This window comes from Lacticaseibacillus saniviri JCM 17471 = DSM 24301, from assembly GCF_001311785.1.
GTDB classification, from domain to species: Bacteria; Bacillota; Bacilli; order Lactobacillales; family Lactobacillaceae; genus Lacticaseibacillus; species Lacticaseibacillus saniviri.
Genome location: NZ_BBBX01000001.1, coordinates 151,200 through 167,673 on the forward strand (window position 1 = coordinate 151,200; position 16,474 = coordinate 167,673).

Below are 16,474 nucleotides of genomic sequence, written 5' to 3' on the forward strand. Positions count from 1 at the left end.
ATGCGTTATATTGCGACGCTTTTTTGGGGGTCAATCCTGGGTGAAGTCATCGGATTCTTGCTCTCCGCTCTGAACGGTACCCAATTTAATCCTCAACAAAGCCTTATTGTCAGTGTGATCTTCGTGATTATCCTTTTCATGATGCCAGCCATCATGAAGCAGTTTGATACCACTGCATCTAAATCATAGTAGATGAGACCGGGCGATTGTTGCTGCGGTCTTTTCTTTTGCACAAAAATTCGAATGGAGCGACGACGAGTGAAAAAGCAGTTTTGGTTAACATTTGGGTTTGGGTTTCAGGGCTGGGTGTGGCATTACAGGCCCACCCCGTACACGCCGCAACGATCACCTTACAAAGTGATCAGCGCCTGGCCCAAACCGCGGGTGAAAAACAATCAGGTGAAGCATTAAAGGCAGGTACGAGCTGGCGGGTCAGCCAGGCCGTCACCAAAGATAAGAATGTCTGGCTTGAATTAGGCCGCAATCAGTGGTTGCCGGTCGAATTCCCCGGGACCTTGCAACTCACTAAAGAAACACCTGTCTATTCTGCACCTACCATTCCTGCCAGTCTCTCAAAGAAATTAGCCGCCGGCAGTCAGTGGCAGTTTTTTGATGTGCAATTGATTAATGATACGCTCTGGTACTCCCTAGGTGGTCACCAGTGGATCAACCTTGAAGATGCCCAGCCACAGTCCGGTCAAGACCTGACTGTGACCCCACATGACACCATTCAGGTGCAGCTCAAAAACAAGGATGCGTCACTCGATTATTTGACCGATAAGGGCTTTATTCCAGCGGCCAACAGTGATCTGATCAACCAAACATTCACGGTTGACCAGCAAATCGATCAACCGGATCATCCCGCCATGTATCTGCTCAAGCAATACACCCACGTGATTGCGTGGATTAGTGCGGATGACGTCCAAGAAATTCCGGATACACCGGTCACCTTTACCCAGACAGTGGCACAACGTCAAAGTGTTACCCTACGCCCAAGTAGCAATGAATCCAGTTTTTATTTGACCGATGACGGGCTCAAAAAAGCTAAACCTGTCAAAAACCTGCAACAGCTTTCCGGCCTCACCACTCGCCGGACTCTGGTTGGGAGCGATGGCAGTCAATTCGATCTGATCGAACAAGCCGGGCAACAGCTCGCCTGGGTGAACCAAAAGAGTGTACAAAAGGCCACCATGTCCGTTCAAACCAATCAAACCACGATTGTCTACAATGACTATGGCAAGTCTCGCCAATACAGTTACCGGACACTGCCAGCCAATACCAATGTGACGTACTATGATCACGTGACCGATGGCGACACTACCTGGTACAGCCTGGGCCACAATCAGTGGTTCACGCTCGACAGTGATTTGAATCAGATGACCCCAGAAAGCCTGAATGCACAAACACTCACGCTGACCAGTGCCACACCAATTTACAGCGATACCGACCACAAGCAACAGGTTGGCCAATTAGCAGCCAATGATACCGCGACGATTGAGGCAGTTAAGACTGTTGATCACCGCCTCTGGTACCAAAATGCCATGGGCTGGTTCTCCCCTGCGTATGAAGTGACCAAGAATTGGCATTACCAAGACCAACCCGTTCGCTTACCAATTCTGATGTATCACGATTTCGAAGACACCGTGACCAGCAATATCTACGCGATTCCCGCTGCACAATTCAAGCAACAATTGGACTGGTTGGACAAAGCCGGTTACCAAACATTGACCCCTGACCAATCCTATTACGCCCTCACCACGAATTACCTACCAACCAGCAAGGTCGTTTGGATGACGATGGATGATGGCTATCAATCATGGTATCGCCAAATCATGCCGCTGGTTCAAGAAAGTGGCGTACACGTCACCGGCTTCCAAATCGTCAATCGGATGGACAGCAATTGGAGTTTGAACCCTAGCGAAATCAAGACATTGATGGCCGCTGGCTTCAATCTCGAATCCCACACCATGAATCACGTGAAGTTGGGACAACAAGGTGATTACACCGCCAGCCAGGAATTAACCGAATCAAAGGCAGATCTGCAAAAGCAATTCGATGCCCCAATCACCACGATTGCCTATCCTTACGGGAGCTACACGAACAAGACCGAAAACCTTACTCAGGCCGCTGGCTACCAAATGGGCCTCGCGATGGATAACCGAGTGGCAACATTGAGCGACTCGCTCTATGCCTTACCACGAATTACCGTCACCCCAGATTTAAGTAAGCAAGCATTTCTCGACAAATTACAATAATAGGTACAAGGCCGTGACCGCCCAAGCTGGGTAGTCACAGCCTTTTTTTGTTACCAAAACGGATAGCACTCAAACCCCTTTAGGTTTACAAATGAAGCGACAGCGATGTATATTTGATATATCAATATACAGGAGTGATTGGAATGGCACAGCCACAGTATCAACAGATCCTCGATATCCTCAAACAACAGATTCAAACCCAGCAGTTGCCTCCGGGCAGTCAACTACCGACAGAAATGCAGTTAGCAGAACAGTATGGGGTGAGTCGGATTACCAGCAAGCGCGCATTGACTGAATTGGAAAGCGCCGGCTTCATTGAACGCGTCCAAGGTCGAGGCAGCTTCGTTAAGCAGACCGCTGCGCTTGTTCGCACATTGACACCCTTGCAAAGCGTGACCCCTTTGCAGCAAGCACAAGTTGCCACTGATTTGCCTGAACTAGCAGTCAAGGCACAACCTTTAATGCAAATCAGCGATGGCACTATCCTTTTTGGATCACCAACGGATGAAGAACTCAATACGATATATCAATTGATGTCAGATGGTATATCAATTCGTTTGTTTAGCTTAGCACCCCTACCAGCCCTGGCCTTACCGACACTCCAATTGGATTGGATCCAGGCGGGACGATTGGCAACAAGCACTCTCATTCGCCAGCACCGCCAGCGCATCGGGTTCTGGGGGCCAACCTCACACCCCGCTTATAGTGGGTATGTGCAATCGTTATTGCAAACACGCTCTCCGCTTCAAACACCACCCGGCCACGGTATCACCGATGTGTTATCAGCTGGCATCAGTGAACTAGACGGCCTCATTGTCAGTGATCCTAGCCAAGCCACCCGCGTGCTCGGACAATTACAAGAAAGCGGCGTTCATGTTGGTCAGGACTTTGGTCTCATCGTTATCGGTAACCTACCCGGCTTAGAGAACACCTACCCCCTGTTGAGCCGGCTGAGTTATGATTTGAATGAGTTTCGTCACTGGATGAATGCCACCGAGATGGTCAATACACAGAGCTTGTTGACCCCACACCTCATCCAAGGTGACTCAATTTAGCATTTGATATATTAAATGTAGCTGAGCCAACTAAAAAAGCGTGCGGACATTTTTGTCTGCACGCTTTTTGAATTTCATTGCTTAGGCTTACTTCGTCACATAGAGATAGAGTTGTGTCGTGGAAACACCGACATCGAATTTAACGCCATTACTCTTGATGGTATCAATGGTCGTCTTTTGCTTACTCTTCTTTTGTGCATTTTGAAAGGCTTTAAGTACCGCCTTTGGATCTGCGCCAACAGCGCTTGACATCGCTGCAACTTCCTTGACGAATGCCGTCGCTTTTGCCTTATCCTTCATTGCGGACACCGGCACGATCAATGCGGCTGCGACTAATTGGTCACCTTCGATGTTGCCACGAATCGTCAAGTCGGATTGTTTCATCAATTGGTGTAAGCCAGTTTCTGCTGTGGGTGCCAATTGTTGATCCTTGGTGCTGACCATCGCGGTTTGATAAGCCTTAGCCGCTTCAGGATTCGTCTTTAAGATGGCCGGGTTCTTCATCACTTGTGCAGAAATCGCCTGTGGCAATGACCCGACAATGATTGCTTGGTTGTATGCCGTTGCAATCTTACTGTACTGACCCAATGGCGTTGCCTTTTTGACCTTAGCACTCACACTTTGACTGCCACTGCTCAACTTAATTGTTTGATCATTGGTCTTAACGGGCACGCTCAAGACATAACGGCCATCGCTCACCTTCACTTTGCCACTCGTATCGCCATATTGATAATTGAGACTCGAGCCTGGGGCATCCCCTTTGACAACAGCGACGAGTCCCTGTTGCTTATTTGTGTGCTCATCGACACCTAATTTTGCTTGGCAGGCTGCCAGGGTTAAACCACTGAGCAGCACCATACCAACTGCCATTAATTTCTTCAACATTGCCACATCCCTAGTTAATTTCAAATACCCAAATAGAATAGCGCGCGTTAAGTTTAAGTGCAAGCATAACCTGACAAGGTGTCACATTAATCTGGCAACACAGTGAAGTTATGATTGGCCGTTGCTTCGATGACTGGATGTTGCAACAAATAATCCGCAATCAATTCGGTCATATCGCGTTGATTCTCTTCAACAACTTTACTTTGGTCAAACATCGGGAAGTTACCTCCCCCACCGGCACGATACTGATTCACGACCACGTGATAAGTGGCATCCGACTGCAAAGGTCCCCCATGGTAGGTCACTTGTTTGACACGAGATCCTACCGGTTGGGTGATATCGAGTGTGTAGTCGATCCCTTCATACATGTCGTAATTATAATGCTGTGGCTTTGGCCGCTCAAACCGCGGTGTCACCATGAGCCGATCAGCGCCATCTAAGCTAAAGTACTCGGCATTCTGTTCCAAGGCAGCGAACAAATCCGCCCCACTGAGTGCCACGACGGCTAATGTATTCGGATAGATATAATTCGTGACCACATCGCGCATGGTAATCACGTCACCGAAACCACGGCCCTCATTGTTGAACAGCGCGGTACCGGAGATGTCTGCACTGGTACTTGCCATTTGCACCTTCTGCACGAATTCAATGTAAGGTGTTTCCTGAATCCGCGCCTTGAAAGGATCGTTGATGCGCATATCACCTTCAACTCGCCCCAAGGGTGCGTCCAACCACGTTTCAACTTGATTGCTCGTTTCCTGTAAGGTTTTGATGATTGCCGCATCCGCTGGGACATCGGTCACTGCCAACAATTCTGCTTGACCACCTGTGACCCGATAGCCACCCACCTTATCAGCTAACGTCAACGTGATTTGGCCAACGTTCGCACCGCGATAACCTGGCTGCGTGATTGGGACCCCATTCACGATCTGGGCCAACTCACGATGCTGATGACCTGTCACTAAGGCATCGATACCTGGCACTTCGGTCGCCAATCGATACCCGACGTTTCCCCGGTTTCGCGTTCGGTCAACTGTCCCGTCTCGAGATTGCGTTCAAAGCCACCATGATAGGCAACAATGACGACATCAACTACCGGCCGCAGTTCAGCGACTTCTTTTTTCGCCGTTTCAAGCACCGATTCAAACTGTAAGCCTTCAATATGCGCCGGTGTTTCCCAATGCGGAATGTAGTCGGTGGTCAGGCCAATAATGCCGATTTTGACACCGGCTTTTTCAATGATGCGATGGCCCTGGCCGAACAACGGCTGATTGCCTGTCAAAATATTCGCCGTCAACATCGGATAATTGAGGGTGCCAACCGCTTGCTTCAGATAATCCATGCCGTAGTTGAACTCGTGATTGCCTAAGATACCGACGTCGTACCCCATCAGGTTGTATGCATCCGTCAGCTTGGCGGCATCTTTTGCCACCTTAGCCGCGTAATAAGCCAAGGGTGAGCCCTGGAGCCAATCGCCATTTTCGATCGTAATAACGGGTTCGTCGGTTGACTGCTTCACCCGGTCAATCACAGTCTTGGTCTTAGCCAACGAAAACGGCAGATTTTGATTGCGTTTGACGTAATTAGTCGGTTGCACAAAGCCATGGGTATCACTGGTTGATAGAATTGTCAGTTGCATTATTTGCCCGCCTTCTTACCGGTGGGTTCGGCCACTTGGCTGGTCATCATTTCCACCAATAGTTTTTCAAGGACAGCGTTAATGGCCAAGCTCACCATCGCATTTTGAATGTTCGCCGTATCAGCCCGATTAACCTTATTGATGGTCACTTCGCCGCTGAAATCATTGTTCACCTGCTGAACAGCACCGATGAACGCCAAAATAAAGGTGTCATACGCCTGATTATTGGGCCGATCGATCAATTGATAACTGATGCCACTGGCGATGGTATCCAACGCAAACACCGGCTTCAACATCGCAATGATCAAGATGTTGGCGATTTGCGCCTTGTGATACTTCTTCTTAATGGGCGGTGCGATAACACCCTTTTTGACATAGTTATTCACCATGGTTGCGGTGAGTTCATCCAACCCCAGTGGTGTGATGATTTCATTGATGTATTGCACGACTTGATCCATGTACAGATCAAACTGTGGCAAATCGGTCCAACGCGGTAAGCGCGCCTGTTGTAAGCGATCGAGATAAGCGGAAAACGGTTCTGCTTGTGCCATTATATTGCCTCCTTGATGTGCAGCTAGCGATGACGCTCAGCTGCACCTGTGAACTCATAACTGAATTATCTCTATTATACCATGTTAGCTAGTATTCAAAACCATTTTGATCCAATAAAAAATACCAACACATGGTTGGTATTTTTAATTACGCGTTAGCGTCTGTCTTGTTGATCACTTGGACACCCTTGTAGAAGCCCTTTGGTGATACGTGGTGAGAAAGACGGTATTCGCCTGTGGTTGCATCAAATTGTAAGTTAGGAACGTTCAACTTGATGTGGCCGCGACGCATGCGCTTCTTAGTCTTTGAAGTCCGACGTGCTGGAACTGCCATGAGTAAAAACCCCTTTATCAATAGATTCTTAAATTACTATACCGGAAATATCTGAAAATGCAAGTGTAACCCTGAATTTCGTTAAATCCGTCTGCCATAGCAACATCTATATTACTAGAAATCGCTCGTCAAGGCAAGAACCTTTACACATTTTGTTCATCTTGTTGTTGCTGCTCAAAAGTCAACTGCCCATCGGCGACATTGATTGTGACCTGACTGTGTGGCAAGATCTCACCAGCAATCAACTTCTTAGCCAGCGGTGTCTCGACGGCGGTGGTGATTAAGCGTTGCAATGGCCGTGCCCCATAGGCGGGATCATAGCCCTTATCAGCCAACCATTCCTGGGCGGCAGGGCTAACAGTCAAGCTGATCTCTTGATCACTCATGCGATCGGCCAACTGTTCAAGATCCTTAACCACAATCTTTTCAACATCGGCTAAGGTCAATGGATTGAACATCACGAGCTCATCAATCCGGTTCAAGAATTCAGGCTTGAAGTGAGCCCGAATCTGCTGCATGACCTTCTCACGCGCATCCGCTGAAATCGTACCATCATCCTGCATGCCATCCAACAAGTCCTCAGAACCCAAGTTAGACGTCATGATGATAATCGTGTTTTTGAAGTCCACGGTCCGACCCTGTGAATCGGTCAGGCGACCATCGTCTAAGACCTGCAACAAAATATTGAAAACATCGGGATGTGCCTTTTCGACTTCATCCAGTAACACGATGGTGTACGGATTGCGCCGCACAGCTTCGGTCAACTGGCCACCTTCTTCATAGCCGACGTAACCTGGTGCTGCCCCGACTAAGCGGGAGACACTGTATTTTTCCATATATTCTGACATATCGATTCGGACCATGTGACGTTCGGAATCAAATAAATCGTCCGCCAGCGCCTTGGCCAACTCGGTCTTCCCGACCCCGGTAGGGCCTAGGAACATGAAGCTCCCCAGTGGGCGACTCGGATCTTGCAAGCCAGCCCGTGAACGCAAGACAGCGTCACTGACAGCACTCACGGCTTGATCTTGGCCGATGACCCGCTCGTGTAACTTATCAGCTAGGTGCAACAGTTTCTGGCGATCGCCCTCGACCAACTTAGCAACGGGAATCCCGGTTTGACGACTGATCACATCCGCAATCTCGGTTTCGGTGACCGATTCTTGGACCAGCCACTCCTCAGGCCGATCTTTGGTCTCAAGACTGGCTAGCTCCTTCTCTAATTCAGGGATGGTGCCGTGTTGCAGGCGGGCCGCTGTTTCGAGGTCATAGCGCGACTGGGCATCTTCCAAATCGTGTTTAGCCTGATCAATTTCTGACTTCTTGGCATTGAGAGCCGCGATATCTGTCTTTTCAGCCGACCATTTACTCTTCAATTGATTGGTTGATTCGCGCAGGTTAGCGAGTTCTTCTTGTAATTGGGCCAAGCGTTTTTGACTGGCTGGATCGGTTTCTTTCTTTAATGCCGCCTCTTCAATTTCGAGTTGCATCTGACGCCGTTCCGCAATATCCAGTTCTGTTGGCCGGGAATTCATTTCAACATTAATATTGGCACTCGCCTCATCGACCAGGTCAATCGCCTTATCGGGTAAGAAACGGTCGGTGATGTACCGGTTGGCGAGGGTTGCGGCCGCCACAAGCGCTGAATCGTGAATCCGAACGCCGTGGAAGATTTCAAACCGTTCCTTTAAGCCCCGCAAAATACTGATGGTATCCTCAACGGTTGGCTCCTGCACCAGTACCCGTTGGAACCGGCGTTCAAGTGCCTTATCCTTTTCAATATTTTCGCGATATTCATCCAATGTGGTGGCACCAATCAAGTGCAGCTCACCCCGAGCCAACAATGGCTTCAGTAAGTTACCGGCATCCATTGAGCCTTCCGTCTTACCGGCACCCACAATGGTATGAATTTCATCGATGAACAGAATGATTTGGCCTTCGCTCTTAGTGACTTCTTTGAGCACTGCCTTCAGCCGTTCTTCAAACTCACCACGATACTTCGCACCCGCAATCAGGGCCCCCATATCCAGTGAGATGATGGTCTTGTCCTTCAAGTTATCGGGCACATCTTGGCGCACGATGCGTTGCGCTAAGCCTTCCACAATCGCGGTTTTCCCGACACCGGGTTCCCCAATCAGGACAGGATTATTCTTAGTTTTGCGCGACAGAATGCGAATCACATCGCGAATTTCATCGTCGCGGCCGATAATGGGATCCATCTTACCGCTACGAGCTTCCTTGACCAGATCCGTCCCGTACTTCTGGAGACTCTGGTAGGTATCCTCTGCGTTTTTACTGGTGACTTTCGCGCCACCACGCACTTGATCAATCGTGTCACGTAATTTCTTCTCAGTCGCACCCTGTTGGTTCAAAAACTGGGTGATCGGCGAATAAGCTTGCTTGTACAACGCGAGTAATAAGGCTTCGGTAGAGACAAATTCGTCGCCGAATTGCGTCTTCACACCATCCGCGTCGGTCATCAATTGATACAAATTCTGGCTCATGTTCTGGCCATAATTTGACACCCCTTCAATCACGCTCTCGGCGTCCAGAGCTTTGTCGATGACAGCATTTAATTGATTAATATCAACGCCCGCTTCTTGATAGACCTGTTGGGCCAATCGATTGGGCTGAACTAGCACTTTAAATAAATCGGGAATATCGATATCCTGATGTTTTCTGGTTACCGCCACCTGTTGTGCTTCTGCAATTGCGTCGGTGACTGCTTGCGTCATTTGATCTGGATTCATCTAACAACACTCCTCTCGATGACACTATTTTAGCACATCGCATTGGTCAGTAAAGGTCAAAATGCTCATAACCACTCAAAATCATTCTTAAGTCTGAGTAATCAACCACATAAATAAACCCCAAACACGACTCAACAGTCGGTTTGAGGTTTATTGACGTACTTAATTCTGTTTGGTGTTTGGTCGAGCTGTTGCTTGAGCTTCTGATTCTCCGCTTCTAACGCGGCAGTGGCCTTCTTGACCGCCTGATCGACTACTTTTTGTTGATCTTGCGCGTCATTTTGAACCGACTTGAGTTGCTTGCGGGCCGTGTTGAGCGCACTCGTCGACATCAAGAAGGTGATGAGCGCGCCGATTAAGACCGACACCACAATCACAATAATCAGTGGCCATTCAAATCGAGCACCGAAGAAATTGACGGCGACGGCTTGACCATTCAGCAGTGCAAAGACAATCAGGATTAACGCGAGCACTAAACTAACAATGAGTTGTTGTTGACGTTTCATGAGACGACCTACTTTCGATTGAAAATCCCGCCGGCAAAGAAATCACCGACATGTGGCATAAGCGTATACAGCGTTGCCCCCACTTGCATGATGGCAGGCGCATTGATTTCACGCACAGAACGCGTCATTGCGTTCACAATGCGCTTGGCTAATTTGTCGGGGTCAAGGGTGATCCAGTCAACTGCGGCCTCATAATCTGTTGCTTGAGCACGTTCAAAGAATTCGGTCCGAATTGGTCCTGGATTCACCGTTGTAACCTTAACCCCTAATGGCTTGAGTTCCAGGCGCAAGCCATTACTATAACCGATAACAGCAGCTTTGGTAGCCGCATAGATGGCTGACTTAGGGGTTGCCATCTTGCCTGCCATGGATGCGATGTTGATGATGTGGCCGTGATGAGCCGTTGCCATTTGACGCCCAATCAGCTGCGTCATGTACATCACACCGAGCACATTCACCCGAAACAATTGTTCAACCGTCGTCATCGGCATATCGAGTGCCAGATCGAAACGGCCAAAGCCCGCGGCGTTGACCAAGATATCGACCGTACCCACCTCACGCTCAATGCGCTGGACCACGGCTTCAATGGCGACAGGATCGGCAACATCGAGCACATAGGCATACGCGGGTTGACCCGATAAGGCGGTGGCTTCTGCTTGAGCCTGCTGCAATTCCTGTTGTCGGCGAGCCAAAAAGACCACTGTCGCGCCAGCTTTTGCGGCGTTGAGCCCGATTGCCTTGCCCAAGCCACTCGAACCACCGGTCACCACAACAATCTGTTGCTGTAAATCAACCATTGTGATCACTCCTTCTTGAATGGAATCTCAATCTCGTCAAAATCACGGACCACCCGCGTTGCGTGGAAGACCTTCTGAGCAGACTTTTGTAGTTGCTTTGCCAGTGGCCCGATGTAGCGCGCCGAGACGTGGTTCAGCAACAATTCGCCCACCCCTGCTTCAGTCGCTACCTTAGCGGCCTGCAGGTTGGTGCTGTGATAGTAGCGCTTTGCAAGGCCCGCTTCGTCGGGGCCAAATGTGCTCTCGTGCACCAAGACGTCCGCATCCTTGGCCAATTCCGCAATCGTGGCAGTTTGGCGGGTATCACCCAAAATAGCCACGGTGCGACCCGGCTGAGCGGCACCGATAAAGTCATTACCGTCGATTGTACGGCCATCCGCGAGCTTCACCGTTTTGCCCGCCTTCAGCTGTGCATAGACGGGCCCGCTTGGAATACCGGCTTCGCGCACCTTATCGATCAAGAGCTCACCTGGATGCGGCTTTTCCTCAATGCGGAACCCAAAGCTTGCAATGCGGTGGTCGAGTGGCAAGAAGCTCACCTTGAAGGTCTTGTCATCAAAAATCACGCCAGGTGTCTTCAAAATGACAAACTTCAACGGATAGGCCAATCGCGTTTGGGAGACTTTGAGCGCCGCCCGGACGTAGTTTTCGATGCCTTCGGGGCCATAGATGGTCAAAGCCTCAGTGCCGCCCTGGTTGGCCCGAGAAGCGAGAAAACCGGGTAAACCAAAGATATGATCCCCATGCAAGTGAGTGATAAAGATTTTTGTCACCTTGCGTGGGCGAATGTTGGTCTGTAAAATTTGATGTTGCGTGCCTTCCCCAACATCAAACAACCAGACCTCATTGCGTTCATCCAATAATTTTAATGCGAGGCTACTGACGTTGCGTTGCCGTGACGGCGAACCCGCGCCAGTGCCCAAAAATAGAATTTCCATGTTTAACTTCCTATCTAAATTAACTAACTCCAGTGTACCATAATCCACGCATGTCCCGGAGCAAAGAAATAGGACCGCGATCAAAACATGTCGTTTTGTCGCTGTCCTATCACCCCATGTTACTTTGCCTTGGCTAAGATTGCTTTGGCGATATAGGTCCCATAATAAGGATTCCCGGTCGGATTTGGATGAACCAAGTCATCGTAGAACCAATCATTATGCGGATTTGAATAACCATACCAATCAATGATGGTCAGGTTCTTATACTTGCCAGCGGATGCCTTCAGCAAGCCGTTGACATCGTTTTGCCAAGCACGTGTTGGAACGCGGACGTTCACCCAGAAGACATTGCGTTCAGGGCCGATGATTTTCATCATTTGGTCCAATTGTTCCGGTGTGAATGGCCCGTTTGTCCCCAAACCAATCAAAACGTTGTCCGCAAGCGCGCCGTATTGGCATAATTTTGCACAATACCGATACTTTGGACCATCTGCCGAGAAACGGCGGCATCGATGTAAGCCTTCGGGAACAGTTCCTTCAAGATGGGTTCACCATCCTTCATGACGGAATCCCCAACCGCAGTCAGCCCAACATCTTGGGCCTTTTGCAATTGTACCTGTGTCAGCCCATATTTTTCGTATTGCTGGTTCACAGGATGTTCCTTGGCTTTTGATTCGATGGCCTTCGATTGTGAGATTGACATTGACTTGCTGGCCGAAGCATCGTGTTTGGCCTTCTTGGCCGCTGCGATACTCGACTTTGCCGCTGCTAAATCGGCAGCCTGCTTTTTCTTATCCGCCTTTGTTTCCTTCAGGTGGTTGGCCAATGCGGATGTATTCGCCGCATCAGTCTTCACACTCGGTGCCTTGATTAAGCCAACGCTACCGATTGCCAAAATGACAATCATAGCGTAACTAATCCAGCGCCGTGCGCCCATCTTTGCGGATGGTGTGACCAATGCCTTGAGATAAGCACCGGTCTGCTTGAAGTCGAAATGTGCCACCGGATTTTCGATGTAGCGATAGGACAATTCGGACAGCAAGACAATGATTAAGACTTCAATCACAGGATATAAAACCGGATGATCCGCGATATCACGGAATTGATTTTCCCAGAAAATCATCACTGGGAACTGATAGAGATACAAGCCATAACTGCGTTTCCCCACCCAAGTAAAGACTGGGTTACTCAGCAAGCGATTGAAGTCGGCACCTGGGTGCGCCACAACCGCCACATTGATCATCGTCAGTAAGGAGAACAAGAACATGCCGCCCAGATATAAGAAGCTGCTCTGCGCATCGACCGTGAAGACCATGATCAGCATGCCGATCAGGCTCACAATACCGATGCTATCGAGCAAGACGCGCTGTTTGGTCTGAATCTTCGCTTTCAACTTGGTGCTTGGCCAGATGAAGGCTAATGCAGCCCCTAACAGAATCGCAAAGGCCCGAGTATCGGTCCCGTAATACAAGCGACTCGGATCGGCATTTGGCTTAGCCATGAACTGTAAGACTGCCATCTCGATGCCACTCAACACCGCTAAGATAAAGACGATATTGAAGATCTTGCTGCGATTCTTAACCAGCATCAACAGTCCGAGGACGATAAACGGCCATACCAGATAGTATTGACCCTCAATCGACAGTGTCCACAGATGCGTGAACGGCGACTCACCATTGGCAAACCGGGCAAAATAGGATTGGCCGTTAGCGATTTGCCACCAATTGTACACGTAAGCCAAGTTGGTGATGACCATCATGTGCAAGTTGTGTAACAAATTCTGCGAGAACAACGTGATGTACGCGCTCGTTGCAAACAGGACGGCAATCAAGCCCGGATACAATCGCTTTACCCTTCGTATGAAAAAGCCCTTAAAATCGATGCGATTGTTTTGATCGAATTCTTGTAATAACAAATCAGTGATCAGGTAACCGGAGACGACCATAAAGATTGGTACCCCCAAGTAACCCCCTTTAAACAGTTCTGGGCGCAGGTGATACAGAATAACACCGATCACCCCAATTGTTCTTAACCCATCAAATCCCGTGATATAGCGACTCTTCTTCAGTCGCGGTTTCTTTTCCATATTCCTAGTCCACCATCCATCACAAATTATTCAACGAACTCAAATGTAAAGTCTTCAATGGCAACTAAATCGCCACTTTCGGCCCCTGCTTCACGCAAGGCATCATCGACGCCCAAGCTCCGCAGTTGTCGTGCAAACCGCATTGCGCCATCATCGTGATCCAGGTTAGCCATTTTAAACATGCGTTCAATCTTAGGTCCAACCAAGACAAAGACACCATCATCATCGCGTTGGACTTCAAAGCCACGATCATTTTCAGCATCAAAGGTGTAATCAGCAGAGACAGCCTCAACCTTTGGTGTCACAGCAGGTGCTGTGGCAAGGGCCTTGGCGGTTTCTTGCATCAGATTTGCAACACCATCGTGCGTGATGCTTGAGATGGCAAAGATGTGTTCTTCGGCAACGCCACTATCGAGCAGTTGTTGCTTGAACGTTTCAAACCGTTCTTTTGAACCTGGCATATCCAGCTTGGTCGCCACCACTAATTGTGGCCGATCCAAAATGGTTTCGTCGTACGTTTCTAATTCTTCACGAATCTGCAGATAGTCAGTCATTGGATCGCGACCATTGTCTGGATCCATTTCAACCAGATGCAGAATAACCCGTGTCCGTTCAACGTGGCGCAGGAATTGAATCCCGAGGCCCACACCATTAGATGCCCCTTCAATCAGTCCTGGCAAATCGGCCAAAACGAAATCGGTGCCGTCATCGAGCTGCACCATTCCAAGGTTTGGTACCAGGGTTGTGAACTGATAAGCCGCAATCTTTGGTTTGGCACTCGTCACAACGGAAAGTAACGTTGACTTCCCAACAGATGGGAAACCGACCAACCCAACATCCGCTAACACCTTGAGTTCCAGTGTCACGTAACGTTCTTGTCCAGGTTCCCCATTTTCAGAGATTTCTGGCGCTGTATTCTTTGGTGAGACAAAATGGATATTGCCCCGGCCACCGCGACCACCACGAGCAACAACCAATTCCTGGTTGGGCTCGGTCAAATCGCCCAGTAATTCGTGTGTATCGGCATCATAAACCGTTGTCCCAGCAGGTACCGCAACACGGCGGTCCTCAGCGCTGCGACCATACATCGATTTACCTTGGCCATTACCACCAGATGCGGCCTTAAAATGCCGTTGGTAACGGAAATCCATCAGGGTGCGTAATCCTTCGTCTACATAAAAATGATACTACCGCCACGGCCACCATCACCGCCAGCGGGACCACCAAATGGCACAAACTTTTCGCGACGGAATGCCACCATCCCATCGCCGCCTTTTCCGGCTTTAACTTCGACTGTCACTTGATCGACAAACATAAATACCCTCCTTCGGGTGAAAACCATAGTCATCTCATCATACGAAAAAGCGGGCCAAATTGCAATTAAATGCAGAATGGCCCGCTACTTGTAAGCGGATTATCAGTGAAATTCATGTGAAAATTTCAAATTAAGCTTGAATCAGGCGGAAACTGCTCCATGGCTTGAGATAAGTCAGCAAGAACAGTTCACTTGGGTCGATGTGCCCGACCACGTTGACCCGGCCATCATTTGGCATCGCCTGCAGCGCAATTTGGGTCTCGCCCTTGTACTGTCCATAACCGACATTATCGATCAACACATCACCACGTTCAATTGGCTGGGTGTTGTGTGCAGGAAAAGCTTCATCTTTATAAATGACTCGAGTTTGGGTGCTGCGCAACAGGTATTCGGACCGATCACCCCGATAGCTGTGATCATTCTCAAACAGTACGGTGCGTTCAAGCGCCGTGATATCCAGTGCCGGCACCACCTTGAGGCTTGGATAGTCAGCCACAAATGCCTCGTGGGCAGACTTGAGTTCATCCTCGCTGGCATACGCGTTACCAATAATAATATCATTGATTGTGCCCATCAGCACATAATGTTTGACCTGTGTCGCAATCGGCAATGAGCGGTGGCTCTCGAGTGTGGCCAGACCGTCTTGTGTTGGCCATGGTCCAAAGGTTGCCGCCTGGGAATTGATGAACGCCGCTGTATTCAACCGATACTGTGTGTACAAACTCGTGGCATAGTTGAAGAAGTCTTGGCCCAAGCCAGAAAAGCGATGTGGATAGAAGTTATGCGAACCCAGCAAGTTATCGGTGTTGGGCGAAAATGCCATGATGTTATCGATATAATGCGTGCCCTGTGACATATTGACTTCAATCTTAATGCCATAAGAATTGCGCGTCATTTTAGCTTCTTCAGCACCGGTAAAGCCCAAATCAAGCCGAACCCCCCACGCGCCTAATTTATGGAAGAAACTCAAATCATCGTAAGTAATCCCAAGCTGTTCAAATAGGGCTGGATTGATATCGATCATGACCTCCATGCCCAGTTCGTTGGCGTGATCGACGACCTTTTTGAAGCCCGCCAGTACCGCATCCTTATCGCCATTGATTTCGAGAAGCGACGTGAACACGCGCTTAAAGCCATATTTTGTGGCTAAGTCCAGATAAGCCGCATCTTTATCGTATGTGGATCGTTCCGGATAAACGGAAACACCTAATTTGCCCATGTGAGAATATCCCCCTTATTTCGTTCTTCTTAACGCTAACATAATGAAAGCGCTAAATAAAGGGCTTTCACACCGGACTGGTCACATGATACGCGCCGGTACAGCGGCATTTGCGTGCAAAATTTCTTTGGTACAGGCCAATTT

At 49.1% G+C, this 16,474-nt stretch carries 11 protein-coding genes and 3 pseudogenes; 3 read left to right on the forward strand and 11 right to left on the reverse strand.

Features of this window, described 5'->3' with window-relative positions:
- The 3 genes from JCM17471_RS00755 to JCM17471_RS00765 all read left to right on the forward strand — a co-directional run bounded on the left by JCM17471_RS00755 (position 1) and on the right by JCM17471_RS00765 (position 3,310).
- Complete coding sequence (locus tag JCM17471_RS00755) at positions 1-189, forward strand: YjzD family protein (protein ID WP_054776467.1); 189 nt, start codon at positions 1-3, stop codon at positions 187-189.
- Positions 190-308: 119 nt separating this feature from the next.
- Positions 309-2,255 (forward strand): polysaccharide deacetylase family protein, encoded by a 1,947-nt coding sequence (locus JCM17471_RS00760; protein ID WP_162208323.1) that lies wholly within the window; start codon positions 309-311, stop codon positions 2,253-2,255.
- A 143-nt stretch (positions 2,256-2,398) separates the two neighbouring features.
- The gene (locus JCM17471_RS00765) at positions 2,399-3,310 is read left to right on the forward strand and encodes a GntR family transcriptional regulator (RefSeq protein ID WP_054776469.1); all 912 of its coding nucleotides are present in this window, start codon (positions 2,399-2,401) and stop codon (positions 3,308-3,310) included.
- Positions 3,311-3,397: 87 nt separating this feature from the next.
- On the opposite strand, the gene JCM17471_RS00770 is transcribed toward JCM17471_RS00765, so the two are convergent.
- The 11 genes and pseudogenes from JCM17471_RS00770 to JCM17471_RS00820 form a co-directional block, all read right to left on the reverse strand.
- Positions 3,398-4,195 (reverse strand): hypothetical protein, encoded by a 798-nt coding sequence (locus JCM17471_RS00770; RefSeq protein WP_054776470.1) that lies wholly within the window; start codon positions 4,193-4,195, stop codon positions 3,398-3,400.
- 86 nt (positions 4,196-4,281) lie between these two features.
- A pseudogene (locus JCM17471_RS00775) lies at positions 4,282-5,834 on the reverse strand (bifunctional metallophosphatase/5'-nucleotidase).
- Positions 5,834-6,385, reverse strand: coding sequence for a DUF1836 domain-containing protein (locus tag JCM17471_RS00780; RefSeq protein ID WP_054776471.1), 552 nt, complete (start codon positions 6,383-6,385; stop codon positions 5,834-5,836). The pseudogene JCM17471_RS00775 and the gene JCM17471_RS00780 overlap by 1 nt, the downstream one beginning before the upstream one ends.
- Positions 6,386-6,533: 148 nt before the next feature.
- Positions 6,534-6,719, reverse strand: coding sequence for a 50S ribosomal protein L32 (gene rpmF, locus JCM17471_RS00785; RefSeq protein ID WP_054776472.1), 186 nt, complete (start codon positions 6,717-6,719; stop codon positions 6,534-6,536).
- Between the two features lie 143 nt (positions 6,720-6,862).
- Positions 6,863-9,469 (reverse strand): ATP-dependent chaperone ClpB, encoded by a 2,607-nt coding sequence (gene clpB / locus JCM17471_RS00790; RefSeq protein WP_054776473.1) that lies wholly within the window; start codon positions 9,467-9,469, stop codon positions 6,863-6,865.
- A 131-nt stretch (positions 9,470-9,600) separates the two neighbouring features.
- Positions 9,601-9,975 (reverse strand): LapA family protein, encoded by a 375-nt coding sequence (locus tag JCM17471_RS15705; RefSeq protein ID WP_054776474.1) that lies wholly within the window; start codon positions 9,973-9,975, stop codon positions 9,601-9,603.
- Between the two features lie 8 nt (positions 9,976-9,983).
- Positions 9,984-10,772, reverse strand: a complete 789-nt coding sequence (locus JCM17471_RS00800) for an SDR family NAD(P)-dependent oxidoreductase (protein ID WP_054776475.1) — start codon at positions 10,770-10,772, stop codon at positions 9,984-9,986.
- A 5-nt stretch (positions 10,773-10,777) separates the two neighbouring features.
- The gene (gene rnz / locus JCM17471_RS00805) at positions 10,778-11,710 is read right to left on the reverse strand and encodes a ribonuclease Z (protein ID WP_054776476.1); all 933 of its coding nucleotides are present in this window, start codon (positions 11,708-11,710) and stop codon (positions 10,778-10,780) included.
- 119 nt (positions 11,711-11,829) lie between these two features.
- Positions 11,830-13,796: pseudogene (locus JCM17471_RS00810) on the reverse strand (acyltransferase family protein).
- A 26-nt stretch (positions 13,797-13,822) separates the two neighbouring features.
- Positions 13,823-15,111, reverse strand: a pseudogene (gene obgE / locus JCM17471_RS00815) (GTPase ObgE).
- Between the two features lie 130 nt (positions 15,112-15,241).
- Complete coding sequence (locus tag JCM17471_RS00820; protein WP_054776477.1) at positions 15,242-16,330, reverse strand: DUF871 domain-containing protein; 1,089 nt, start codon at positions 16,328-16,330, stop codon at positions 15,242-15,244.
- Between the last annotated feature and the right edge of the window lie 144 nt (positions 16,331-16,474).

Bases quoted from the DNA above. Each gene is read 5' to 3' on its own strand.
- JCM17471_RS00755 (WP_054776467.1), top strand. From the start codon at position 1: ATGCGTTATATTGCGACGCTTTTTTGGGGGTCAATCCTGGGTGAAGTC.
- JCM17471_RS00765 (WP_054776469.1), top strand. From the start codon at position 2,399: ATGGCACAGCCACAGTATCAACAGATCCTCGATATCCTCAAACAACAG.
- JCM17471_RS00770 (WP_054776470.1), bottom strand. From the start codon at position 4,195: ATGTTGAAGAAATTAATGGCAGTTGGTATGGTGCTGCTCAGTGGTTTA.
- JCM17471_RS00780 (WP_054776471.1), bottom strand. From the start codon at position 6,385: ATGGCACAAGCAGAACCGTTTTCCGCTTATCTCGATCGCTTACAACAG.
- rpmF (WP_054776472.1), bottom strand. From the start codon at position 6,719: ATGGCAGTTCCAGCACGTCGGACTTCAAAGACTAAGAAGCGCATGCGT.
- clpB (WP_054776473.1), bottom strand. From the start codon at position 9,469: ATGAATCCAGATCAAATGACGCAAGCAGTCACCGACGCAATTGCAGAA.
- JCM17471_RS15705 (WP_054776474.1), bottom strand. From the start codon at position 9,975: ATGAAACGTCAACAACAACTCATTGTTAGTTTAGTGCTCGCGTTAATC.
- JCM17471_RS00800 (WP_054776475.1), bottom strand. From the start codon at position 10,772: ATGGTTGATTTACAGCAACAGATTGTTGTGGTGACCGGTGGTTCGAGT.
- rnz (WP_054776476.1), bottom strand. From the start codon at position 11,710: ATGGAAATTCTATTTTTGGGCACTGGCGCGGGTTCGCCGTCACGGCAA.
- JCM17471_RS00820 (WP_054776477.1), bottom strand. From the start codon at position 16,330: ATGGGCAAATTAGGTGTTTCCGTTTATCCGGAACGATCCACATACGAT.